We start from the raw sequence: 22,571 nt of genomic DNA, 5'->3' as shown, positions 1-22,571 counted from the left end.
TCACTTCATGGCATCGAAGATGGGTTTGAGGGTACTGGCCCAGACGTCTGGGTTGATGTCCCCCACGTGGCGATAACGGATGATGCCCTGGCTGTCGATGAAGAAGGTCTCGGGCGCGCCATAGACACCGAGATCCAGCCCCAGCATGCCGTCCGGATCATAGAGGTTGACCTGGTAGGGGTTGCCAAGCTCCGCCAACCACTTGATGGCCTTGGCCCGTTCATCCTTGTAGTTCATGCCGACAATGTAGATCCCCTGCCCCGCCAGCTCCTTGAGGTAGGTGTGTTCCCCGTAACAGGTCGGGCACCAGGTGGCCCAGACGTTGAGCAGCATGGGGCGCCCCTTGAGGATGCTCCTGTCGTGCTGCTTGCCCAGGTCATAGATGTCCTGCAGGGTGAACACGGGCACCTCCTTGTCCACCATCACGGATTCGAGCTTGGTGGGATCGGAGTAGAGCCCCTTGAACAGAAACACGGCCCCCATCAGGAAGATGATGAAGGGCAGCAGATAGAGCCAGGTCTTCTTGCTCATGCCTTGGCCTCCTCGTCACGACGTCCGAAGCGGTAGCGCTTGTCCAGCATGGCCAGCACGCCGCCGAGGGCCATGAAGACGCCGCCGAACCAGATCCAGCGCACGAAGGGCTTGTAGTAGATCCGTACCGCCCAGGCGCCGCTGTCGAGCTGCTCGCCGAGCGCCGCATAGAGATCCCGGGTAACCCCCGCATCGATGGCCGCCTCGGTCATCGGCATGCGGCTCACGGTGTACATCCGCTTCTCGGGCTTGAGCAGGGCTACCTGCTTGCCATCCCGGTGCACTTCCAGCACGCCCTTGAAACCGTCGTAGTTGGGGCCGTTCTTCTCCTTGATGCCGGTGAAGACGAACTCGTAATCGGCGAACTGGACGCGATCGCCGGCCTGCATCCGCAGGTCCTTCTCGATGCTGTAGTTCTGGGTGCAGGCGATGCCGATGATGCTGACCGCGAGCCCCACGTGCCCCAGGATCATGGCCCAGTGGCTGTTGCCAAGCTTGCGCACGCCGGTGGCAAAACCGTGTTTGTGGGTGGCCCGCGCCCAAGTCTCCTGCACGCTGGTGACGATGATCCAGACGCCAAGCCCGATACCGAGCGCAGCCCAGGGTTTGAACGCCTCGGCAAAGAGTTTGGGCAACAGCAGAGCCGCGGCCAGGCTCAGCACCAGGGCGAGCATCACCTTGCCCTTGAGCTCACCGAGATCCTGGCGGCGCCAGCGGAACAGGGGGCCCACCCCCAGCAGCAGGGCGAAGGGGATGATGAGCCAGCTGTAGATGTGGTTGAAGAAGGGGGTGCCGATGGAGATGCTGCCAAGCCCCAGCTCCTTGTGCACCAGGGGCAACAGGGTGCCGAGCAGCACGGTGAGCAGGCCCGCCACCAGCAGGATGTTGTTGCCAAGGAGCAGGGTCTCGCGGCTCCACAGCTCATGCTTGCCGTGGCTCTTCACCTGGGAGCCCTTGAAGGCGAACAGCAGCAGGGAGCTGCCTATCACCGCCAGCAGGAAGCCCAGGATGAACAGACCCCGGGTCGGGTCCGAGGCAAACGCATGGACCGACACCAGCACGCCGGAACGCACCAGGAAGGTGCCGAGCAGACTCAGGGAGAAGGCCGAGAGCGCCAGCAGCACGGTCCAGGCCTTGAAGGTGGCGCGCTTCTCGCTCACCGCGAGGGAGTGGAGCAGGGCCGTGCCCGCCAGCCAGGGCATGAAGGAGGCGTTTTCCACCGGGTCCCAGAACCACCAGCCGCCCCAGCCGAGTTCATAATAGGCCCACCAGGAACCGAGCACGATGCCCAGCGTCAGGAAGACCCAGGCCGCCATGGTCCAGGGACGGGACCAGCGCGCCCAGGTGGCGTCCAGACGCCCCGTCATCAGGGAGGCGATGGCGAAGGCGAAGGCCACCGAGAAGCCCACGTAGCCCATGTAGAGCATGGGGGGGTGGAAGATGAGACCGGGATCCTGCAGCAGCGGATTGAGATCCCGCCCGTCCACCGGGAAATACGGCAGGGTGCGGGTGAAAGGATCCGAGGTGAACAGCACGAAGGCGGTGAAGCCCACCGAGATAAGGCCGAGCACCCCGAGTACCCGCGCCACTGCATCGAGCGGCAGGCGGCGGCTGAAGAGGGCTACCGCCGCCGTCCAGCCTCCCAGGGTCAGCACCCAGAGCAGCAGCGAGCCTTCATGGGCTCCCCACACCGCCGAGATGCGGTATTGCAGGGGCAGCAGGCTGTTGGAGTTGGTGGCCACGTACTGCACGGTGAAGTCGTTGTCGATAAAGGCCCAGGTGAGGCAGAGAAACGACAGCAGCAGCAGCAGGAACTGGCTGTAGGCGAGCGGGCGGGCCGCCGACATCATGCCAAGACGACCGAGATGGGCCCCGATCAGCGGGTAACTGCCCAGCAGCAGGGCGGTGGCGAAGGCCAGGATCAGTGAGAACTGCCCTAATTCCGGGATCATTGACTATTCCCTCTCGATTGCACGGAGAAACCTGCCGATTTGGCGGTATAAAGAAGTGAATTCTTGGCGCATACCGGCATCATTGCTTGGCTCCCTGCAACTGCGCCTCTGTGTATTCGGGCTTGAAGTGCATGCCGTTGGTGGCGTCGGCCACTTCCGGCGGCATGTAGTTCTCGTCGTGCTTGGCCAGCACCTCGAAGGCGGCGACCGTGGTGGCATCCTTGAGGGTGCCCTGAGCGACAATGCCCTGCCCCTCGCGGAACAGGTCTGGCAGAATGCCGTCAAACTCCACCGTCACCAGATGGCCGCCGTTGTCCACCAGCTTGAAGGCTACCTTGAGGCTCTGGGGATCCCGCACCACAGACCCCGGCACTACCAGGCCACCGATGCGCAGGCGCTGCCCCTCCTCGGGCTTGATCTTCTCCGGCCCCTTCCCTTCCACCAGCTCGCTCGGGGTGTAGAAGAGGTCGATGTTCTGGCTCAGGGCATAGAGCACCAGGCCAGTCACGCTGGCAAGGCCCAGGCTGATGGCCAGGATGATGGTGAGGCGTTTCTTGCGGCGCGGGTTCATAGGGTGTTCTCCATCTGCTGGGCCGCCTTGCGGCGTGCCTCCCGAGCCTGCTTGTTGCGCAGTTCGCCAAGCAGGCTGCGGGTCTTCAACCGGGTGGAAATGACGATGCCGACCAGGCAGAGCAGGGTCAGACCGAAGGAGAGCCAGACGTAGAAGGCATAGCCTCCCATGGCCATGAAATCACTGAACGAGGCAAAGTGCATGCTTACTTCTCCTGCCTGGCGATGTCGGCGACCCAGGGGCGGTGCCACTCCCGCATCAGCAGCTCATTGCGAAAACGCATCAGGGTCAGGGCACCGAGAAACGCGGCGAACGCCAGGATCATGATGAGCAGCGGCCACAGCATCTCGGGAGAGATGGAGGGTTTGTCAAACTTGGTGATGGTGGCCCCCTGGTGCAGGGTGTTCCACCACTCCACCGAGTAGTGGATGATGGGCAGGTTGATCACCCCGACCAGCGCCAGGATGCCGGCGGCGCGGCCCGCCACCACCTTGTCGCTGAAGGCGTTGTAGAGGGCGATGACACCCAGATAGAGGAACAGCAGGATGAGCTCGGAGGTGAGCCGGGCATCCCACACCCACCAGGTGCCCCACATGGGTTTGCCCCAGGCGGCGCCGGTAAAGAGGGCGATGAAGGTGAAGACGGCCCCCACCGGGGCGATGGCCGCCACCGTCATGTCTGCCATGCGCAGTTGCCACACCAGGCCGATGAAGGCGGCCACCGCCATGGTGGAGTAGGCACCCATGGAGAGGATGGCGGAAGGCACATGGATATAGATGATCCTGAAAGAGTCGCCCTGCTGGTAATCGGCGGGAGCGAAAGCCAGCCCCCAGACGGTGCCGATGATGAAGGCAAGCAGGCTTGTCACGGCAAACCAGGGCAGCAGGGTGCCGGCCAGCCCATAGGCGCGCTCGGGTTTGGCATAAGGGTGCAACCATTTCCACATAGCTCACGAAACCTTTCAGTTATTAATTTTTAAGTGGCGAGGGCTACCATACCCATGGGGGAAAAACATCATATCCCCCGAAAGCAATAAGCAGCCATCCCCTTGATCTATCTCAACTATCTCGCCCCTAACAAGGCTTCAAACGAAAATCTTTTCGCCAAATCAATCAGTTGACACTCACCCGCAGCGCCGCCGAGATGGCCAGGGGCGTCAGGGTCAATGCCCCCACCAGCATGGCCCCCAGGATGGCGAGCTGACCGGCATAGGGCAGTCCCATGCTGGCCGCGTCGATGGCGGACGTGGCGAAGATAAGCACCGGAATATAGAGCGGCAGCAGCAGCAGGCTGAGCAGCACGCCCCCCTTGCGCAGCCCTGCGGTCAGCGCTACTCCGACCGCCCCGAGCAGGCTCAGCACCGGTGTACCGAGCGCCAGGGTGGCCACCACGGCCAGATAGGTCTTCAGCTCCAGGGAGAGCAGGATGGCGAGCAAGGGGGAGACCAGCAATAGCGGCAGACCGGTCAGCAGCCAGTGAGCGATCACTTTGGCCAGAGCCAGCAACCCCAGGGGATGGGGCATCAGCATCATCTGCTCCAGGGCGCCGTCACTGAAGTCGTCACGAAACAGCCGCTCCAGGGAGAGCATGGCCGCCAGCAGGGCCGCCACCCAGATGATGCCGGGAGCGATGCGGGCCAGCAACTGGGGCTCGGGCCCGATCCCCAATGGAAACAGGGTGATGACGATGAGGAAGAACCAGAGCGGGTTGAAGATGTCGGCGCGCTGGCGCAGGGCCATCAGCAACTCGCGGTGAATAAGGTGTATGACGGCGCGCAGCATGGGCTACTCCTGCAACAGCGAGGTCAGGGAGAGGGTCTTGAGCCGCCCCTGCATCAGGGTCAGATCCTGGTGGGTAGTAAGGACCACCATGCCCCCCCTGTCCGCGTGGGCGAGGAACAACTGCTCCAGCACCCTGACCCCCTGCTTGTCGATGGCGGTGAAGGGCTCGTCCAGGATCCAGAGCGCCGGTCGCTCGCTCAGCCACAACCTGGCCAGCGCCACCCGTCGCTGCTGCCCGGCGGAGAGCTGCCCCGCGGGATAGTCTTCGAAACCGGCTAGGCCGACCTGGGCCAGCACCCGCCAGAGATCCACGCCGTCTCCGGCAGGGCCATGAAGCTTCTGGTAGAAGGAGAGATTCTCAAGGGGGGTCAGGGTCGCCTTGACGCCGGGCTGATGGCCCAGGTAAAGCAGGCTGGCGTGGTATTCATCCCGGCAATGGCGGATATTCTCCCCATTCCAGCACACCTCGCCAGCAAAGGGCTGGGAGAGGCCGGTGAGCAGGCGCAACAGGCTGGTCTTGCCCACCCCGTTGGGACCCTCAATCTGCATCAAATCCCCGGCACGCACCGCGAAGGAGAGATGTTCAAACAGGGTGCGATCTTCACGCACGCAGCTCAGATTGTTCGCTTGAAGCAGCATGGGGATGTAATCGTTGAAAATGAGGCGGCCTGCATCTTAACACAGGATCCGGAGGCGTCTTTTCAAAGATGCCAATAATCAACAGGATTTGTGGGGAAGATCGCGCCTCCACCAAAGAGATTGATGCCAAAGGATTATCACCGTCCCGGCATCGAAAAAGAGGTGGCCACAGGCCGAACAGAAAGCGGGGAGGCACCGGCCTCCCCGCGACACATCCGTCAGCTGCGTCCCTTTCGCAAGGAAATAAGCAGCTCCGCTTCCGCCTGGGGCAACTCGCACTCGCTCATCACCTCGTCCAGATCGGCACCAAGCTCCACCATCTTGGCGGCGCGGCTGTAGAGGCGGCGCTCCGGATCCTGCAACGTCAGCTCCTGCTGGCTGTCGTGGATCTTCTGCATGGCCCCTTCTGCGGCTTGCAGACGCTGGCCCATGCCGATGGCGCCCGTGTGCAACTCCATCATCTGCTTGCGCAGACTCTCGAGCTGCCCCTGCAGCGCTTCCACCCTGGCCTCGGACTCTCGCTGGCGACGACGGTGCCCCAGGATCCCGTAAAGGGCCAGCACCAGTGCGAGCAAGGACAACCCCAAGGCTGCAAATTCAATCATCAAACCATCACCTTACCGTCACAGGGAGGCGGACAGGTGCCATCGCCCCCGTCCGCACGTTCCCGTCCCTGTTACAGGGAACCAATGTCTTCCCACTCTTCGTCGGAGAGCAGCTTGTTGAGATCCACCAGGATCAGCAGTTGGCCGTCACGGTTGCTGACGCCCTGGATGAACTTGGCACTCTCCTCGGTGCCCACCGCCGGGGCGGCATCGATCTCGGAGGAGCGCAGATAGACCACCTCGGCCACGCTGTCCACCATGATGCCGATCACCTGCTTCTCCGCCTCGATGATGACGATGCGGGAGTTCTCGCTCACGTCCCCGGCCGGCAGGCCGAAACGGGAGCGGGTATCGATGACGGTCACCACGTTGCCACGCAGGTTGATGATACCCAGCACGTAGTCAGGTGCACCCGGGACCGGAGCGATCTCGGTGTAGCGCAACACTTCCTGAACCTGCATCACGTTGATGCCATAGGTCTCGTTTTCCAACTGGAAGGTCACCCACTGCAGCACTTCGTCTTCGGCCAGATTCTGTGCAATATTGCGCTTCTCTGTCATCTTCTTGATCCTTGTATGAACCCGTCAACGGGTAAAATTAGCAATAAAACCATGGCGATGCCGATGTTGTCAGCGGCCTTCGATGTTCACGCCCCGGCCAAGCAGCAGCAAGAGCTCCCTGACGTGCAGCAGGGCACACATCTTCTCCTTGACCATGCCGGCCAACCAGGGGCGCTTGCCCTCCTGATGGCGCCACTTCACCTGGTCCCGGTGCAGCAGTTCTGTGCCCTTCAACTGGTGACAGGCCAATCCCCAGGGTGATTCTCCCAGCATAATCAGATATTTGTAATCGTCCATCTCCAGATGCTGGCCCGGCATGACCCACTGGGCCGTGTCCACCACATTCATCTTCTGCTCGCGGGAGGTCATGATCCCCTTGTACCAGCCCGGCTGGCCGAAGAGAGACGTCACCTCCCCCAGTTGATGGATGCCCCCCAACTCAGTCAGAGGCACCGCAAACGTCACCCCGGCCACGTCGAAGAAGAGCGCCTGAAACTCGTTGCCGGTATCCAGGTTCTCCCAGGTCGACGGTGCGGGCGCCGCTTCGAGGGCGGGCGCGGGTTCCGCCACCGCGAGGGCGACGGGCTCGACCTCCTCCACCACGGCTTCCACCACCGGCTCTGCCAGGGCGACCAGAGGCTCACTGTCAACCACCTCTGCCTCGAGCTGGAATGGTTCGACATGCACCTCTTCGTGGCTCAGGGCATCCATCTCGAACTGGACCTGTCCCACCTGGGCAAGCAGCTCGCTCAGCTGGGCCAATCGGGTATCGGCTTCAAGATAGGGGGTGGCAGCCACCTCCGGCACGGCGACGGTCTGACGTTGCAACGCAGGGGCCGGTGCTTCGTCTTCGGGATCTTCCCGCAGCAGGGCATCGTCCAGCAGCAGGGAGTGGAAATAGTCGTCCATGGCCCGAACCTGGGTGGTCTCTCTCACGGCATCACCTCCTGGGTCCGTTGACGCTCCAGCGCGTCGAGATGGTTGAGCAGGGTCTCATAGGCATAGGTGCCCCGGCTGCCCGGTGCATAGATGGAGGGAGGAATGTGCACCAGACTGGCATCCCTGAATTTGGTGTCGATGGGAATGACCGCATTCCACACCGCCTCCCCATACTGCTCCTTGATGGACTGCAATGTCATCAGGGAGGCGCGGGTACGCTTGTCAAACATGGTCGGAATGATGGTGTAGCGGAACTTCTCCCGCTTGGAGCGCTGCATGATCTCGAAGGTCTTCATCATCCGCTCCAGCCCCTTGAGGGCCAGGAATTCGGTCTGTACCGGCACCAGGATGCGATCGCAGGCCGCCAGCGCGTTCACCATCATGACCCCCAGCACCGGCGGACAGTCGATGAGCACGTAGTCGAACTGATCCTGCACCCGCAGCAGAGCGCGCTTGAGCACCAGCCCCATCCCTTCCCGGTTGCCCATCACCCGATCCAGCGTGGCCAGGGTAATCGAGGCGGGCAGCAGGCTGATGTTCTCGAATCGGGTCTTGAGGGTCATCCGGTTGACCAGCTCGGCGCTGGGTTTGGCCGCCTGGAACAACTCGTACAGGGTGCCTTCCAGCCTGTCCGAGTCGAAATCGAGATAGGAGGTCAGGGAGGCGTGGGGGTCGGTGTCGATCAGCAGTACCCGCTGGCCACGCTGGGCCAGAATGCCCGCCAGGGAGACGACCGTGGTGGTTTTACCGACTCCACCTTTCTGATTGGCAACCGTCCAAACAATCACTGTATCAATCCTGCCTTGTTGTTATGCGTATGCCCCCACCGGGCAGCGCGATCACCCTGATCTTTTCACTGTCGACACTCTGCGGTGCGTCCTGCACCGGTGCCACCGTCAGCGGTTTGACGGGGGCTGGCGGCACCCAGGCGAACCTGGATATGGCGACCACCACCTTGCGATTCTGTAATCGTCCCTGCTCGGTGCCATTGTCGACGAAGGGGGAAAACTCTCCGTACGCCTCGTAGGCGAGCCGACCGGGAGCCACCCCCTTGCCCACCAGGGCATTGAGCACTGCTTCGGCGCGGGCCGCTGACAATGTCCAGTTGGAGCGGAAAATTTCGTTGTTTATCGGTTGGTTATCCGTGTAGCCCCGCACCCTGACATAGTTATCGACCGGTTTGAGAATACCTGAAAGCGTATCGAGCACAGGGGCGGCATTGCTCCCCAGAAAAGCGCTACCACTGTTGAACAGGAGACCTGAACTCAGCTCCACCGTCAGCCAGTTGTCATCCTGCGCAAGCTTCACCACCCCCGCATCGACCAGGGCGCCCATGGACTCCTGGATCTGCATGTCGATCTGCGCAAGAGCCGTGCCATCTTGCGAGACGGGCGTGCCCGTGATGGGGGCCCGCGAAGGGGACGCAGAGGCCTGGCTCTCCAGCAGGCTGCGGGCGGTCGAGACCGGGTTGTCCAGCAAGGAATTGCCCCGCCCTTCCAGCAGGCCATCGCTGCGCGGCGCCTGGTTGAAGGCCTGGGTCATGCCCTCGATGACGGCGCGGTACTCCTCCTTGTTGACGATGGCAACGGAGTAGAGCACCACGAAAAGGGCGAAGATGAGCGTCATGTAATCGGCATAGGAGACCAGCCAGCGATCGAGATGCTCTCGCCCTTGCAGGTGCAAACGATAGCGCTTGCGCATGGCTACTCCCCTTTCAGATAAGCCCGTAACCGCCTTTCAACCTGCGGGCCGTTCTCCCCGTGGGCGATGGCCAGAAGCCCCTCCAGGGTCATCTCCTGATAGAGGCCGTAATGGTAGTGGAAGGCGCGCAGCCGATTCGCAATCGGCAGATAGAGCAAGTTGGCAAAACCCACCCCGTAGATGGTGGCGACGAAGGCCACGGCAATGCCCGCCCCCAGGGTGCCTGGCTCCTCCAGATGAAACATGGCCTGGATGAGGCCAATCACGGCCCCGATGATGCCGATGGTGGGACTGTATCCCCCCATGGACTCGAACACCCTGGCCGAGTGCTCGTTGCGCTCCTGCTCGATGTCGATATCCGCCTCCAGCAGGCTGCGGATATCCTCGATGGAGACGCCATCCACAATCATGGAAAGCCCCTGGCGGGTGAAGGGATCGGGCTCGGCCTCGGCCTGGTTTTCCAGCGCCAGCAAGCCTTGCTGGCGGGCGAACTGGGCCCACGCCTTCAGGCGCTCGGCCTGCTCCGCAAGATCCAGCTGCGGCGGAAACAGCATCCAGGTCGCCTGCCTCAGGGCACTGAGCAGGTACCTGCGGGGAGTCTGCAAGATCACCGCCCCCCAGGTTCCCCCGACGACGATGACAAAGGCCGGGCCATCCAGCAGGGTCAGCAGGCTGCCGCCATGCCACCACTGGGCGATGGCGACGGCCCCCAGCGCCAGCACCAGGCCGAGCATGCCCATGGTCAGCGACCCAACTCGACCAGAATGCGCTGGGCCACCCGATCCAGCGGCAGGGATTCGCTTGCTATGCCCGCCTTGGCAACGGCCTGGGGCATGCCATAGACCACGCAGGAGGCTTCATCCTGCGCCCAGATGGTCGCCCCCTGCTCCTTGAGCAGACGGGCACCGTCGCGGCCATCCGCACCCATGCCGGTCAGGACGATGGCCAGCACCTTGTCGCCATAGGTCTTGGCAGCGGAGGCGAAGGTAATGTCCACGCAGGGTTTGTAGTTGACCTTGTCATTGCCATCGATGATGCGAAGACGGGCACCGGGCCCGCGCCCTTCCAGCAGCATCTGCTTGCCACCGGGGGCAAGATAGGCCTGACCCGGCTTGAGCACGTCGCCGTCCTGCGCCTCCTTGACCCCTATCTGGCACAGCCCGTTGAGGCGGGCGGCAAAGGCAGCGGTGAAGGTGGCTGGCATGTGCTGGATCAGCAGAATGGGATGAGGGAAATCCCCCGGCAGCTTGGTCAGCACGTTCTGCAGTGCCACCGGCCCGCCGGTGGAGGTACCGATGGCAACCAGCTGGTAACTCTTGCCACTGCGCTTGAACGCGGCGGGAGCCGCCGCTGCCCGCACAGGCTCGGGCTGGCGTTCGGCCAAGGGGCGATTCAGGCCCCCCGTGACGGCGGGCCGGGCGGCAGGCTCGGGGGCACGGGGCCGGGTCGCCATCAGGAAGCGTTTGCGAGCGATCTCCTTGACCCGCTGCTGCAGCAGGTTGACGGCTTCGTCCTTGTCCCGGGCGATGTCTTCAAACTTCTTGGGCAGAAAATCGAGGGCGCCCGCATCCAGCGCATCCAGTGTTGCCTTGGCTCCCTCGTGGGTCAGGGAGGAGAACATCAGGATGGGGGTCGGACACTTGGCCATGATCTCGCGCACGGCGCTGATGCCGTCGAGCACCGGCATTTCAATGTCCATGGTAATGACGTCGGGCCGCAACTGCTGCGCCTTGTCTACCGCCTCCCGCCCGTTCTGGGCCGTGTCGATCACCGTCATCAGGGGATCCTGATTGATGATTTCGCTGACCCGACGGCGGAAGAAACTCGAATCGTCGACCACTAATACCTTGACTGCCATTGTTATTCTTTTAACTCCTTGAGCCTGGCGCTCAGTGGCGACGGGCATAGGCCTTGAGCAGGCTGGGCACATCCAGAATGAGGGCGATGCCGCCGTCGCTGGTAATCGTGGCGCCGGCCATGCCGGGGGTACCTTGCAGCAGGTTGTCCAGGGGCTTTATCACCACCTCTTCCTGACCGATGAGGTTGTCTACCACGAAGCCCACCTGCTGGGTCCCTATCTGGACGATGACCACGTGACCCTGGTCCTGGCGGGCCGTCTTGCCGGCACCGCGTACCAGCCACTTGTGCAGGTAGAACAGCGGAATCGCCTTGTCACGGACGATGATGGTGAGCTGGCCATCCACCACGTTGGCCTTTTTCAGATCCAGGTGGAAAATTTCATTCACGCAACCGAGGGGCAGGGCGAAGGTCTGCTGACCCACCTCCACCATCAGGGTCGGCAGAATGGCCAGGGTCAGGGGAACCTTGATCTCGAGACGGGTGCCCTTGCCCCAGGTGGAATCGATGTGCACCGAGCCATTGAGGCTGACGATGCTGGTCTTCACCACGTCCATGCCCACTCCACGGCCGGAGATGTCGGAGATCTCCGACTTGGTGGAGAAGCCGGGGGCAAAGATCAGGTTGTAGGCATCGTTGTCGCTCATGCGCGCCGCGCTGTCAGCATCGAGCACGCCACGGCTGATGGCGATGGACTTGAGCTTCTCCGGGTCCATCCCTGCGCCGTCATCCTCGATGCAGAGCAGAATGTGGTCCCCTTGCTGGGAGGCGCTCAGGGTGATGGTGCCCTGACGGGGTTTGCCCGCCTTCTCGCGCACGTCCGGCATCTCGACGCCATGGTCGCAGGAGTTGCGCACCAGGTGAACCAGGGGGTCGGCCAAGGCCTCCACAAGGTTCTTGTCCAGATCCGTGTCCTCACCCACCATCACCAGCTCGATCTCCTTCTTGAGGGTACGAGCCAGATCGCGCACCACGCGCGGGAAGCGGCCGAATACTTTCTTGATAGGCTGCATGCGGGTCTTCATGACCGCGCCCTGCAGATCGGCGGTCACGACGTCGAGGTTCGCGACAGCCTTGGACATCTCTTCGTCATTGCTGGCGATGCCGAGGCTCACCAGGCGGTTTCTCACCAGCACCAGTTCGCCCACCATGTTCATGATGACGTCCAGGGTCTTGGTATCCACCCGCACCGTGGTATCGCTCTGTACCGCGCTGCTCTCGGCGGGAGCGGCCTGCTTGGCAGGAGCGGCCCTGGCTGGCGCTGGGGGCTCTACCGGCGCGGGTTTGGCGGCCACTGGCGCCTTGGGCGGCGTCACCGGGGCTGCGGGGGCAGCGGGTGCCGGGGCCTTGGGTTCGGGAGCGGGCGCAGGAGCAGGTGCCAGACTGTGCTGGGGCGCCTGGCCACGGCCGTGCAGTTCATCCAGCAGGCGCTCGAACTCATCGTCGTCGATGAGCTCGTCCACCTCTTTCTGGACCGACTGCAAAGGTGCCAGATCGGGGGCACCACCGTGCTGGCCCTGACCATGGAGCTGGTCGAGCAGGGCTTCGAATTCGTCGTCTGTGATGTCACCTGACCCGCTCAGCACGGGGGCGGCAGAGACCGTCGGCGCTTTGCCGACACCGTGCAGCTCATCGAGCAGGCGTTCAAATTCGTCGGCGGAGATCTCGTCGATGGAGCCACCGCCATTGACGGCGACAGGCGCCACCTCGGCGATGACCTCGGGTTCTGGTACGGGTTCGGGCTCAGGCTCGGGTGCTGGCTGGGCCGCCACGCTGGCGGTACGCAGCTGCTCCTGCCCTTCCGGCTTGCACAGCTCGTGCAGATCGTGCAGCAGATCGGGAGAAGCGGGGCTTATCTCTTCGCGGTTCTGGACCTGGGCAAACATGACGTTGATGGCATCCAGCGCCTGCAAGATGACATCCATCAGCTCGGCACTGAGGGTCCGCTTGCCGTTGCGCAGCATGTCGAACAGGTTCTCGGCACCGTGACAGACATCCACCAGTTCGGTGAGGGAGAGGAAGCCCGCTCCCCCCTTGACGGTGTGGAAGCCGCGGAAGATGGCGTTCAACAGGTTCTTGTCATCGGGCCGCTTTTCCAAGTCGACCAGTTGTTCAGACAACTGTTCCAATATTTCTGATGCTTCGACCAAAAAGTCTTGCAGTATGTCTTCATCAACTTCGAAGGCCATGCGTCACTCCATTAGAATCCCAGGCTAGACAGCAGATCGTCCACATCATCTTGACCATTGACCACATCTGAGCGGGTCTGCGGGTTCATGATGGGGCCTTCCGCCTCGATGCCGCTCACTGGCAGGCTACGTGCCGAATTGTCGCTAACGCCCTCACCGAACATGGTCAGCATCTCTATCAACTTCGTTTCAACTTCCTGCACCAGTTTGATCACCTTGCGGATCATCTGACCGGTCAGGTCCTGGAAATCCTGAGCCATCAGAATTTCCGTCAGCAGTTGTCGTAACTTATCGGCATCCGTCTCAGAAGCCTTAATAAAATCATTCAGTTGATGGCACAGCGCCTTGAATTGACCCAGCTCGAGATCCCGGCTCATCAGGGCATTCCAGTTGGGCATGACCAGCTGAATGTTGTCGTTGAGTCGATCGGCGATGGGAAGGCTTGCCTCGACCGCATCCATGGTGCGATTGGCCGCCTTGTCCGTCATGTCGATGACATAGCTCAGACGCTCTCGGGCATCCGGGATCTCATGGGTGGCCAAGTCGGGGATCCTGGGATCCAGGCGAAAATCCTGCAATGAGTTGTGCAATTGGCGGGTCAGCTGCCCCACCTTGTCAAACAGGGCCGCCGCATTGGGGGCACACACATCGGCGAGGATGGTATCGGCCTGTTCAAACTCTTCCCGCTCCAGGTGGGCAACCAGCATCCTTGCCTGGTCAAGCGAGATCATGGCACTCGTTTTGGCCTTCATCCCTGCCGCTCCTTAGCCGATACGTTCAAAGATTTTGTCGAGCTTCTCTTTGAGGGTGGCAGCGGTGAACGGCTTGACGATATAGCCATTGACCCCGGCCTGGGCGGCTTCGATGATCTGCTCGCGTTTGGCTTCGGCAGTCACCATCAGAACCGGCAGGTGCTTGAGCTTGTCGTCGAGGCGAATCGCCTTGAGCAGGTCGATGCCCTGCATGCCAGGCATGTTCCAGTCGGTGACCACGAACTGGAAGTCGCCATTTTTCAGCATCGGCAACGCCGTGTTGCCATCGTCTGCTTCATGGGTATTGTTGTATCCCAGGTCACGCAGCAAGTTCTTGATAATCCGGCGCATCGTTGAAAAGTCATCGACGATGAGGATTTTCATGTTCTTGTCCAAAGTTCCTCCTAAATAGCCGCCAAGACGGCTCACTTACATGATGCAGATCGCAGGTTTTATGGTGCGGATTATGCCTTAGAGTTGTGCTCCAGTGTAGCCAGTACAACCACTTATAAATTCCAATCTCGCAAACGGGCGCGCAGCCTGTGCATGGCCTGACTATGAATCTGGCTCACCCGAGACTCACTCACACTCAATACTTCACCGATCTCGCGCAGATTCAGCTCTTCATCGTAATAAAGGGACAGCACCAGCGCCTCCCGCTCCGGCAGGCGGGCGATGTGCTCCGCCAGGGCCCCCTGGAAGCGCTCGGCCGCCAGATCGTCGAATCCTCCCTGACCGTTGCCGTCATCGGGATGACCGATGACATCTTCGCTGACGCCCAGATCCTCGATGCCGATGATCTTGCCGCAGGAAACATCCTGCAGCATGGCATGGTACTCCCCGAGGGACACCCCCATATTGGCGGCCACCTCGGTGTCTCTGGCATCCCGGCCATGGGCCTGCTCCACGTTCTCGATCGCTTCTGCGATGGCACGGCTGTTGCGGTGCACCGAACGGGGCACCCAGTCCCCACGGCGGATCTCGTCGAGCATGGCACCACGGATGCGGATGCCGGCATAGGTTTCAAAGCTGGCGCCCTTGCTGCCGTCAAAGTTGCGGGAAGCTTCGAGCAGCCCAATCATACCTGCCTGGATCAGGTCATCCAGCAAGACACTGCTTGGCAGGCGAGCCAATAAATGCTGGGCAATCCGCTTGACCAGCGGAGCGTGTCGCTCAACCAGCACGTAGGAATCCTGATGACGCAAGTATGCTTGGGCTTTATTCACGGGAGTCTTCCTGTGTTATGACCGGCTTTTGCAACAAGTTTTCCAGGAAAAATTCGAGGTGGCCGCCCGGCTGATTCGGGATGGGCCAGCTCGCCGCCTTGTTCGCCAGGGCACGAAATGCCAGGGCGGCAGGGGATTTTGGAAACGCTTCAACTATCAGTTTCTGCTTGCGCACCGCGGCCCGCAGGTTGGTGTCGTAAGGCACGCAGGCCACCAGTTCCAGGGAGGTATCCAGGAAGCGGTCGGTGACCCGGGTCAGCTTGGCGAACAGCTCCTGCCCCTCGCGCAGGGAGCGGACCATGTTGGCCACCACCTTGAAGCGGAACACACCGTGATCCTTGGAGAGGATCTTGATGAGCGCGTAGGCATCCGTGATGGAGGTGGGTTCATCGCACACTACCACCATGATGTCCTGGGCGGCACGGGTGAAACTCAGCACCATGTCGGAAATCCCCGCCGCCGTGTCCACCAGCAACACGTCCACCTGGGTCTTCATCTCGCTGAAGGCGCGGATGAGCTCGGCGTGCTGCACGGGGGAGAGCTCGACCATGGACTGAGTGCCCGAGGTGGCCGGCACTATCATCATGCCGTAGGGCCCCTCGACGATGATGTCGTCTATGGTGCACTCCCCGGCCAGCACATGGGAGAGGTTGCGATGCACCCTCAGCCCCAGCATGACGTCGACGTTGGCCAGACCAAGGTCGGCGTCCAGCACCAACACCCGCTTGCCCTGGGCGGCCATGGCTCCCGCCACGTTCAGGGTCACGTTGGTCTTGCCGACGCCCCCCTTGCCTCCGGACACGGCGATCACTTTCACTCGATTGTTTTGACGCATTTTGCGCAGACCACTCGCCTGATCCATATACATGTTACTCATAAAACTCCGAATCTTCGGATTCGCCAAAACCCGATCCCCAGAAATAGGGATCTTCTGCTTCCCGTTCCAGCGACCCCATGGCGGCACCGACCAGCAGCGCCGCGTTGGCAACTTGAATATCTTCCGGCACCCGTTGCCCGTCGGTGATGTAACTGATGGGCAGGGCGTTTTGAATGCACACGTTGATCACTTCACCCAGATTCAGGCTCTCGTCTAGCTTGGTCAGAATGCAGCCGGAGAGCGGAATGCGCCGGAAGTGATCCACCGCCTCCTGCATCACCCGTCGCTGGGAGGTGGCCGACATGACCAGATAACTGCGGATGCGCACCTTGGCATTCTTCACCAGGGTGTCGAGCTGTTCGGTCAGGCGGATATCCCGCTGACCCACCCCGGCGGTGTCGATGAGCACCAGCCGGCGATGGCGGAACTGATAGAGGGCACTGGCCAACTCTTCGGCGTCCCGCACCTGGCGCACCGGGCAACCCATGATGCGACCATAGGTCTGCAACTGTTCGTGGGCACCGATCCGGTAGTTGTCCGTGGTAATGAGCGCCACCTGCTCGGCGCCATACTTCATGGCAAAGCGGGCCGCCAGCTTGGCGATGGTGGTAGTCTTGCCCACCCCGGTCGGCCCGAGCAGGGCCACCGCCCCCCCCTGACGCAGGATCTCGTCCTCGCTGATCTTGAGCTGGGCCGTCAGCACCTCGGCCAGCTGGGCCATGGCCTGATGGATCGGCATGTCTTCGGGGATGAGGCCCGCCAGCTGATCGGCAAAGGCATCGTCGAACCCCATCTTCTTGAGTTCCTTGATGAGCAGGGCGCGCATGGGTTCACGGCGCTCCACCTCCTGCCACATCAGGCCGGAGATCTGGTGCTCCAGCAGCTTGCGGATGCTGGCCATCTCCTTGCGCATCCCCTCCATCTCCTGATCCCGCTGGGCGGACTGGACCTGGCGCGGGGCGGCGGCAGGACGGGCCTTGGGCTTGGCGGGCTCGGGAGCGGCGCCCCACTGGCCCTGTTCGGCCAGGGTTCTGGGAGCACTGGCCGCGCCCGCCAGTCCGGCGGACTGGGTGCCGGCAGCGCCATTGGCGGGCCAGGAGGCCGAGGCTGACTGACCGTTGCCCGCTCCGCTGCCAGACCATGATCCCGGGGCGCCATTGCCACCCGCCGGGTTGGCCGGATTGAGCTTCTGCTGGCGTGCCAGCAGGGCCGCCAGGGTATCGGCGTAGTATTCGTTCTGTTCCTTGGGTGGCGCCGACCTCGTCATCTGCTTGCCCGCAGACGAGATATTGACGCTCTCTTCATTCAACTGACGGCGAACCGGCGCGTCTTTGGGCCCCGGTACCTGGGATTGATAATCGACGGCCGCGACTATCTCCACCCCACCGGTGACCTTTTTGTTGGACATGATGACGGCATCGGGTCCGAGAGTCTCCTTGACCTCGGCCAGCGCCGTGCGCATGTCTTTGGCAAAAAACCGCTTAATCTTCACCCGTCATCTCCGCTAACTAGCCCTGTCCCACCGCACTGACGATGCGGATCTGCTTGTCGTCAGGCACTTCCTGATAGGACAGCACGCGTAATCCAGGAATGGCATTCTTGACAAATTTCGCCAGGGTATTGCGCAATATCCCCGATGTCAGAAGCACGGCCGGCTGGCCTTCCAGTTCTTGTCGTTGAGTGGCCTCCACCAGGGAGCGTTGCATCCGCTCCGCCAGTCCCGGTTCGATACCGGCGCCATCTCCCCCACCTGCTTGCAGGGATTGATGCAATATACGTTCCAGTTCTGGTGACAAGGTGATCACCGGCAGCTCGGGTTCGGGGCCGGCAATCTCCTGCACAATCAATCTGCGCAGGGCGATCCGGCAGGCTGCGGTCAGCACTTCCGGGTCCGGGCTGCGGGGCGCATATTCCACGAGGGTCTGCAGGATAGTGCGCATATCGCGAATTGGCACGCCTTCATTGAGCAAATTCTGCAATACCTTCACCAGGTTGCCCATGCTGATCACCTCGGGAACCAGTCCTTCCACCAGCTTGCTCTGATGCTTCCCTATCATGTCGAGCAGTTGTTGCACCTCGTCATGACCCAGCAGCAGCGCCGCATGGTTGGAGAGGATCTGGCTCAGGTGGGTAGCCACCACGGTGGCCGCATCGACCACGGTGTAGCCAAGGGTCTGGGCCTGGGAGACCTGCTCCTTGGCGACCCAGACCGCCTCCAGCCCGAACGCCGGATCCTGGGTAGCGATACCGTGGATCTGGCCGAACACCTGCCCCGGGTTGATGGCCATCTCCTTGTCGTGATAGACGGTGGCTTCCCCCGTGCTCACACCCATCAGGGTGATGCGGTACTGGTTGGGGGCAAGATCCAGGTTGTCGCGAATGTGGACGGCAGGCACCAGAAAGCCCAGCTCCTGGGAGAGCTTCTTGCGCACCCCCTTGATCCGGTTGAGCAGCTCGCCCCCCTGATTCTTGTCCACCAGCGGGATCAGCTGATAACCCACCTCCAGGCCGATGATGTCCACCGGCATGACGTCGTCCCAGCTGAGATCCTTCTGCTCCACCGGGGCATCCCCCTGGGCCGGCATGAGTTCGCCGCTCGCCGCCTTCGCCTTGTTCTGCTTCTCGCGGCGCAGCAACCACCAGGCGCCCGCCGCCGCCACCGCCCCCAGGCTCAGGAAAGCCAGGTGCGGCATGCCGGGTACGCTGCCCATCATCAGCAGGATGCCGGCGGAGATCACCAGCGCCTTGGGATTTTCGAACAGTTGGCCGAGTACCGCTGTCCCCATGTCCTGGTCGGTATTCTGACGGGTAACGATGATGGCCGCGGCAATGGAGAGCAGGAGCGAGGGGATCTGGGCGACCAGACCGTCACCGATGGCGAGCAGGGTATAGACCTGGGCCGCTTCGCCGAAGGTGAGCTGGTGCTGCATCATGCCGATGATGAAGCCGCCGATGATATTGATGAAGAGGATCATGATGCCCGCGATGGCATCCCCCTTCACGAATTTGGAGGCACCGTCCATGGAGCCGTAGAAGTCCGCTTCCTGAGTCACGTCCTGACGGCGCTTCTTGGCCTCTTCCTGGTTGATGAGACCGGCGTTCAGGTCCGCATCGATGGCCATCTGCTTGCCGGGCATGGCGTCAAGGGTGAAGCGGGCGCTCACCTCGGAGATCCGGCCCGCACCCTTGGTGACCACCACGAAGTTGATGATCACCAGGATCATGAAGACGATAATGCCCACGGCATAGTTGCCGCCGATCACCACGTTGCCGAACGCCTCGATCACATGGCCTGCCGCCGCGCTGCCGTTGTGGCCTTCCAGCAACACCACCCGGGTGGAGGCGACGTTGAGGGCGAGCCGCAGCAGGGTGGCAATCAGCAAGACGGTGGGGAAGGCGGCAAATTCCAGGGGGCGGCGGGTATAGACCGCCACCAGCAGCACCACGATGGAGAGGGCGATATTGAAGGAAAAGAGGATATCCAGCATCAGGGGCGGAATGGGGAGTACCACCATCCCCAGAGAGGCCAATACCAGCAGCGGCGTCCCTACCCCTCTGCTGAGCAGCCACTTGTACTCTTTGAAACGGCCCAGTCCCGCTTTGAATCCCATCGTGCATCTCAATGATAAACTGCCAATAGCAGATTAAAGCAAATATCAAGCCAAGGATTCAATGTGTTGATTTGTAAGGCTTTTATTTTAACGCTGTCAGAAGTCCGTCGTTGGCGTCACGGGGAATGGTGACAGAGGGGAAGCTGCCTTCACCAAGCAGGCCAAAGGCCAGCCCAGGCCATGGGGCGAGGCGACGCGCCTCGACAGGGAGATTGCGGCCTTGTTTGCGACACAAGAGAGAGATCGGATGGTGGGGCCATCCCACCGCTTTATTTGCGAAACGCGGGGCAAAAGGGAGAGCACCCGGGATCAGGCTGCCACCACTGCGTTATTTGCGAAACTCAGGTGGAATGGGCAGATCCTTGGCGATGGGGGTCGGGCGCCGGCCGCGGCCACGGCGGAACTTCTTGAGCTGATAGACATAGGCCAGCACCTGGGCGACGGCGGCGAAGAGCCCCTCCGGGATCTCCTGGCCAATCTCGGTGGCGTGGTAAAGGGCCCGGGTGAGCGGCGGGGAGGACATGACGGGGATGTCGTATTCGCGCCCGATCTCCCGGATCTTCATCGCCACCTCGTCGACCCCCTTGGCCAGTACCTTGGGCGCAGCCCCCGGCTTGCCCGCATCGTATTTGAGCGCCACCGAGTAGTGGGTCGGGTTGGTGATGATCACATCGGCCTTGGGGACATCCCCCATCATGCGGCGCATGGCCATCTGCATCTGCAACTGGCGTATCCGCCCCTTGACCTCGGGCTTGCCTTCGCTGTCCTTGAACTCGTCCTTGATCTCCTGCTTGGTCATCTTGAGCTGGCGATTGTGGTTCCAGCTCTGGAACGGCACATCGATGGCGACAATGGGGATCAGGGCGCAGCAGAGGATGATCAGCATCCAGAGCAGCAGGTCCAGGGCATCGACGATGCCGCCGGGAAAGCCCTCAAGAGAGAGATTCAGCAGATGGTTGAACTGGCTCGACAGCATCCACCAGGCGAACAGACTGATAAACACCACTTTTGCGATGGATTTGACAAGTTCCACCAGAGATTGCACCCCAAACATCCTTTTGATGCCGCTCAGGGGGCTCAGCTTGCTCCACTTGGGCAGCATGGCCTCGGAGGAGAAGTTCATCCCGCCGAGCAGGGTGTTGCCGACGAAGGCGGCGATGATCACCAGCATGAACAGCAGCCCCAGAGGCTGGATCAGCTCCCCCAGCAGGGCGGGCACCATGGCCCCCATGGCATTGGGGTCGAACGCCTGATCCCGGTCCAGGGTAAAGCCCATGGTGAGCACCTTGATCATGGCCCCTGCCAGACTCTCCTTGATCATCAGGAGGCCGAACACGGTCGCCAGCAGGACGCTGGCGGTACCCAGCTCCTTGGAGCGTGCAATCTGCCCTTTTTCCCGGGCCTGTTGCAGTCGTTTGCCCGTGGGTTGTTCTGTGCGTTCCTGATCGGTATCAGCCATGCTGGCCTCCTGCCGGCATCAGCCGACTGGCGGCCTGCCAGAGTGGCGGCAAAAGGGCCGCAACCGGGAGGGCCTCAGTCATGCTGGCCCCCGAAGCACTGGACGTTGATGAGCTCGCAGCTGGTCTCCTGCACCCGCTCCCAGAGCGCGTCGAAGTGCCCCATGAAGCCACCTATGGTGAGCCAGAGGATGAAGAGCCCCGACATCATGCTGACCGCAAAGCCGATGCTGAAGATGTTGAGCTGGGGGGCCGCACGGGTCATCACCCCGAACGCGAAGTTGATCAGCAGCAGGGCGATGATGGCCGAGAGCGCCATCACCAGAGAAGCCTGATACATGACCCCGAGAAAGCTCACCAGGCTGCGGATGGCAGGCAGGGTGAGCCCGCTGTCAGATACCGGCAGGGTTTCGAAACTCAGCACCACCATGCGCAGCATCAGCAGGTGGCCGTCCACCGCGAGAAACACCAGGGTCGCCAGCATCAGGTAGAACTGGCCCACCACGGGAGCCGACTGGCCGTTCATGGGATCCACCAGGGTGGCAAAGCCCAGGCTGGTCTGCATGGCGATGACCTGACCCGCCATCACGAAGGTCTCCAGCAGGAACTGGGTCATGAGGCCGAGCGCGATGCCGATGAGCAGTTGCTGCCCCAGCACCAGGAAGCTGCCGAGGGAGAAGAGCTCGATCTTCGGCATCGGGGGCAGCAGGGGGGCGATGATGAGGGTGATCGCCAGCGCCAGGCCGATACGGATATGGGCGGGGGCGAGCCGGCTGCCGAAGACCGCCATCACCATCAGGAGACTGCTCACCCGGGCCAGGGGCCAAAGGATGGAGGAGAGCCACTCCATGATGAGCGCCGTGGTGTAGGTCATGACAGCGGCACTCCCGGCAGGGGCAAGCCAACGGGAGGACGCAGGCCCCGGTCTGCCTCGGCCAGAGCGAAAGGGTGGCCCTTGGCTGGCATCAGCCCACCACCTCGGGGATCTGGCTCACCATCAGCTGGAAGAAGTCCATCAGACTCTGCAATCCCCAGTGAGCACCCGCTCCCAGGGCCAGCAGGGTGACCACCAGACGGGGCAGGAAGCTCAAGGTCTGTTCGTTGATGGAGGTGGCGGCCTGGAAGATGGCGACCACCAACCCCACCATCAGGCTCGGCAGGATCACGGCGCACACCATGATGGTCACCAGCCAAAGCGCCTCGCGAAAGACGTCGACGAAGGTTTCAGGACTCATTGCTCGCTCCTTTTGATGGGTTTGCCCAGGGCCGCATCCTCCTGGCCTCCTCCTTCGAAAGAAAGAGAGGCCTCTTCGCTTCCTCCCC

The 22,571-nt window shown here is 62.0% G+C and carries 24 protein-coding genes; all 24 read right to left on the bottom strand.

Annotation, left to right across the window (positions count from 1 at the left end; genetic code table 11):
• The 24 genes from AB5Y59_RS06520 to fliQ all read right to left on the bottom strand — a co-directional run bounded on the left by AB5Y59_RS06520 (window position 1) and on the right by fliQ (window position 22,483).
• Window positions 1-531 (bottom strand): DsbE family thiol:disulfide interchange protein, encoded by a 531-nt coding sequence (locus AB5Y59_RS06520; protein ID WP_319884347.1) that lies wholly within the window; start codon window positions 529-531, stop codon window positions 1-3.
• Window positions 528-2,483, bottom strand: a complete 1,956-nt coding sequence (locus tag AB5Y59_RS06515) for a heme lyase CcmF/NrfE family subunit (protein ID WP_368211681.1) — start codon at window positions 2,481-2,483, stop codon at window positions 528-530. Before AB5Y59_RS06515 ends, AB5Y59_RS06520 begins: the two co-directional genes overlap by 4 nt.
• Before the next feature lie 79 nt (window positions 2,484-2,562).
• Window positions 2,563-3,054, bottom strand: coding sequence for a cytochrome c maturation protein CcmE (gene ccmE / locus AB5Y59_RS06510; RefSeq protein ID WP_010673948.1), 492 nt, complete (start codon window positions 3,052-3,054; stop codon window positions 2,563-2,565).
• Window positions 3,051-3,257, bottom strand: a complete 207-nt coding sequence (gene ccmD / locus AB5Y59_RS06505) for a heme exporter protein CcmD (RefSeq protein ID WP_039039901.1) — start codon at window positions 3,255-3,257, stop codon at window positions 3,051-3,053. Before ccmD ends, ccmE begins: the two co-directional genes overlap by 4 nt.
• A 2-nt stretch (window positions 3,258-3,259) precedes the next feature.
• Window positions 3,260-4,000, bottom strand: coding sequence for a heme ABC transporter permease (locus tag AB5Y59_RS06500; RefSeq protein WP_010673946.1), 741 nt, complete (start codon window positions 3,998-4,000; stop codon window positions 3,260-3,262).
• A gap of 166 nt (window positions 4,001-4,166) precedes the next feature.
• Complete coding sequence (gene ccmB / locus AB5Y59_RS06495) at window positions 4,167-4,835, bottom strand: heme exporter protein CcmB (RefSeq protein WP_010673945.1); 669 nt, start codon at window positions 4,833-4,835, stop codon at window positions 4,167-4,169.
• Window positions 4,836-4,838: 3 nt separating this feature from the next.
• A complete protein-coding gene (gene ccmA / locus AB5Y59_RS06490) occupies window positions 4,839-5,474 on the bottom strand; it encodes a cytochrome c biogenesis heme-transporting ATPase CcmA (protein ID WP_039039903.1) in 636 nt (211 codons plus the stop codon).
• A 218-nt stretch (window positions 5,475-5,692) separates the two neighbouring features.
• Window positions 5,693-6,079, bottom strand: coding sequence for a DUF2802 domain-containing protein (locus AB5Y59_RS06485; RefSeq protein WP_010673943.1), 387 nt, complete (start codon window positions 6,077-6,079; stop codon window positions 5,693-5,695).
• A gap of 71 nt (window positions 6,080-6,150) precedes the next feature.
• The gene (locus AB5Y59_RS06480) at window positions 6,151-6,639 is read right to left on the bottom strand and encodes a chemotaxis protein CheW (protein WP_010673942.1); all 489 of its coding nucleotides are present in this window, start codon (window positions 6,637-6,639) and stop codon (window positions 6,151-6,153) included.
• A 69-nt stretch (window positions 6,640-6,708) separates the two neighbouring features.
• Window positions 6,709-7,575: a chemotaxis protein CheW gene (locus AB5Y59_RS06475; protein WP_010673941.1), complete on the bottom strand. Its 867-nt coding sequence runs from the start codon at window positions 7,573-7,575 to the stop codon at window positions 6,709-6,711.
• Complete coding sequence (locus tag AB5Y59_RS06470; protein WP_010673940.1) at window positions 7,572-8,366, bottom strand: ParA family protein; 795 nt, start codon at window positions 8,364-8,366, stop codon at window positions 7,572-7,574. Before AB5Y59_RS06470 ends, AB5Y59_RS06475 begins: the two co-directional genes overlap by 4 nt.
• A gap of 4 nt (window positions 8,367-8,370) precedes the next feature.
• Window positions 8,371-9,279, bottom strand: a complete 909-nt coding sequence (locus tag AB5Y59_RS06465; protein WP_368211679.1) for an OmpA family protein — start codon at window positions 9,277-9,279, stop codon at window positions 8,371-8,373.
• Between the two features lie 2 nt (window positions 9,280-9,281).
• Window positions 9,282-10,019, bottom strand: a complete 738-nt coding sequence (locus AB5Y59_RS06460; RefSeq protein ID WP_042016381.1) for a flagellar motor protein — start codon at window positions 10,017-10,019, stop codon at window positions 9,282-9,284.
• A 2-nt stretch (window positions 10,020-10,021) separates the two neighbouring features.
• A complete protein-coding gene (locus AB5Y59_RS06455; RefSeq protein WP_239053144.1) occupies window positions 10,022-11,137 on the bottom strand; it encodes a chemotaxis response regulator protein-glutamate methylesterase in 1,116 nt (371 codons plus the stop codon).
• 31 nt (window positions 11,138-11,168) lie between these two features.
• Window positions 11,169-13,325, bottom strand: coding sequence for a chemotaxis protein CheA (locus AB5Y59_RS06450; RefSeq protein WP_104452532.1), 2,157 nt, complete (start codon window positions 13,323-13,325; stop codon window positions 11,169-11,171).
• 11 nt (window positions 13,326-13,336) lie between these two features.
• Window positions 13,337-14,077 carry a protein phosphatase CheZ gene (locus AB5Y59_RS06445; protein ID WP_041212633.1) on the bottom strand — a complete coding sequence of 247 codons (741 nt, stop codon included), beginning with the start codon at window positions 14,075-14,077 and terminating at the stop codon, window positions 13,337-13,339.
• Window positions 14,078-14,089: 12 nt separating this feature from the next.
• Window positions 14,090-14,473, bottom strand: coding sequence for a chemotaxis response regulator CheY (gene cheY, locus AB5Y59_RS06440; protein WP_010673934.1), 384 nt, complete (start codon window positions 14,471-14,473; stop codon window positions 14,090-14,092).
• 110 nt (window positions 14,474-14,583) lie between these two features.
• Window positions 14,584-15,303 carry an RNA polymerase sigma factor FliA gene (locus tag AB5Y59_RS06435; protein WP_041212632.1) on the bottom strand — a complete coding sequence of 240 codons (720 nt, stop codon included), beginning with the start codon at window positions 15,301-15,303 and terminating at the stop codon, window positions 14,584-14,586.
• Window positions 15,296-16,171 carry a MinD/ParA family protein gene (locus tag AB5Y59_RS06430; protein WP_041212631.1) on the bottom strand — a complete coding sequence of 292 codons (876 nt, stop codon included), beginning with the start codon at window positions 16,169-16,171 and terminating at the stop codon, window positions 15,296-15,298. The genes AB5Y59_RS06435 and AB5Y59_RS06430 overlap by 8 nt, the downstream gene beginning before the upstream one ends.
• A 1-nt stretch (window position 16,172) precedes the next feature.
• Complete coding sequence (gene flhF / locus AB5Y59_RS06425) at window positions 16,173-17,672, bottom strand: flagellar biosynthesis protein FlhF (RefSeq protein WP_069652847.1); 1,500 nt, start codon at window positions 17,670-17,672, stop codon at window positions 16,173-16,175.
• Window positions 17,673-17,688: 16 nt separating this feature from the next.
• On the bottom strand, window positions 17,689-19,791 hold the full coding sequence (gene flhA, locus AB5Y59_RS06420) for a flagellar biosynthesis protein FlhA (RefSeq protein WP_010673930.1): 2,103 nt from the start codon (window positions 19,789-19,791) through the stop codon (window positions 17,689-17,691).
• A 328-nt stretch (window positions 19,792-20,119) separates the two neighbouring features.
• Complete coding sequence (gene flhB, locus AB5Y59_RS06415) at window positions 20,120-21,250, bottom strand: flagellar biosynthesis protein FlhB (RefSeq protein WP_041212629.1); 1,131 nt, start codon at window positions 21,248-21,250, stop codon at window positions 20,120-20,122.
• Between the two features lie 74 nt (window positions 21,251-21,324).
• Window positions 21,325-22,122 (bottom strand): flagellar biosynthetic protein FliR, encoded by a 798-nt coding sequence (gene fliR / locus AB5Y59_RS06410; RefSeq protein ID WP_010673928.1) that lies wholly within the window; start codon window positions 22,120-22,122, stop codon window positions 21,325-21,327.
• A 91-nt stretch (window positions 22,123-22,213) separates the two neighbouring features.
• Window positions 22,214-22,483: a flagellar biosynthesis protein FliQ gene (fliQ, locus tag AB5Y59_RS06405; RefSeq protein WP_010673927.1), complete on the bottom strand. Its 270-nt coding sequence runs from the start codon at window positions 22,481-22,483 to the stop codon at window positions 22,214-22,216.
• Between the last annotated feature and the right edge of the window lie 88 nt (window positions 22,484-22,571).

The sequence above is a fragment of the Aeromonas sp. s10 genome (assembly GCF_040907975.1).
GTDB lineage: Bacteria > Pseudomonadota > Gammaproteobacteria > Enterobacterales > Aeromonadaceae > Aeromonas > Aeromonas caviae.
This window is presented reverse-complemented; position numbering and strand designations above follow the sequence as displayed.

What these genes read in the sequence shown, in the direction of transcription:
- AB5Y59_RS06455 (WP_239053144.1), bottom strand. Translation starts at nt 11,137, where the DNA reads ATGGCAGTCAAGGTATTAGTGGTCGACGATTCGAGTTTCTTCCGCCGT.
- ccmE (WP_010673948.1), bottom strand. Translation starts at nt 3,054, where the DNA reads ATGAACCCGCGCCGCAAGAAACGCCTCACCATCATCCTGGCCATCAGC.
- fliR (WP_010673928.1), bottom strand. Translation starts at nt 22,122, where the DNA reads ATGACCTACACCACGGCGCTCATCATGGAGTGGCTCTCCTCCATCCTT.
- flhA (WP_010673930.1), bottom strand. Translation starts at nt 19,791, where the DNA reads ATGGGATTCAAAGCGGGACTGGGCCGTTTCAAAGAGTACAAGTGGCTG.
- ccmB (WP_010673945.1), bottom strand. Translation starts at nt 4,835, where the DNA reads ATGCTGCGCGCCGTCATACACCTTATTCACCGCGAGTTGCTGATGGCC.
- AB5Y59_RS06460 (WP_042016381.1), bottom strand. Translation starts at nt 10,019, where the DNA reads ATGGGCATGCTCGGCCTGGTGCTGGCGCTGGGGGCCGTCGCCATCGCC.
- AB5Y59_RS06430 (WP_041212631.1), bottom strand. Translation starts at nt 16,171, where the DNA reads ATGTATATGGATCAGGCGAGTGGTCTGCGCAAAATGCGTCAAAACAAT.
- AB5Y59_RS06485 (WP_010673943.1), bottom strand. Translation starts at nt 6,079, where the DNA reads ATGATTGAATTTGCAGCCTTGGGGTTGTCCTTGCTCGCACTGGTGCTG.
- fliQ (WP_010673927.1), bottom strand. Translation starts at nt 22,483, where the DNA reads ATGAGTCCTGAAACCTTCGTCGACGTCTTTCGCGAGGCGCTTTGGCTG.
- AB5Y59_RS06465 (WP_368211679.1), bottom strand. Translation starts at nt 9,279, where the DNA reads ATGCGCAAGCGCTATCGTTTGCACCTGCAAGGGCGAGAGCATCTCGAT.
- ccmD (WP_039039901.1), bottom strand. Translation starts at nt 3,257, where the DNA reads ATGCACTTTGCCTCGTTCAGTGATTTCATGGCCATGGGAGGCTATGCC.
- AB5Y59_RS06500 (WP_010673946.1), bottom strand. Translation starts at nt 4,000, where the DNA reads ATGTGGAAATGGTTGCACCCTTATGCCAAACCCGAGCGCGCCTATGGG.
- AB5Y59_RS06445 (WP_041212633.1), bottom strand. Translation starts at nt 14,077, where the DNA reads ATGAAGGCCAAAACGAGTGCCATGATCTCGCTTGACCAGGCAAGGATG.
- AB5Y59_RS06480 (WP_010673942.1), bottom strand. Translation starts at nt 6,639, where the DNA reads ATGACAGAGAAGCGCAATATTGCACAGAATCTGGCCGAAGACGAAGTG.
- AB5Y59_RS06520 (WP_319884347.1), bottom strand. Translation starts at nt 531, where the DNA reads ATGAGCAAGAAGACCTGGCTCTATCTGCTGCCCTTCATCATCTTCCTG.
- AB5Y59_RS06515 (WP_368211681.1), bottom strand. Translation starts at nt 2,483, where the DNA reads ATGATCCCGGAATTAGGGCAGTTCTCACTGATCCTGGCCTTCGCCACC.
- AB5Y59_RS06450 (WP_104452532.1), bottom strand. Translation starts at nt 13,325, where the DNA reads ATGGCCTTCGAAGTTGATGAAGACATACTGCAAGACTTTTTGGTCGAA.
- flhB (WP_041212629.1), bottom strand. Translation starts at nt 21,250, where the DNA reads ATGGCTGATACCGATCAGGAACGCACAGAACAACCCACGGGCAAACGA.
- ccmA (WP_039039903.1), bottom strand. Translation starts at nt 5,474, where the DNA reads ATGCTGCTTCAAGCGAACAATCTGAGCTGCGTGCGTGAAGATCGCACC.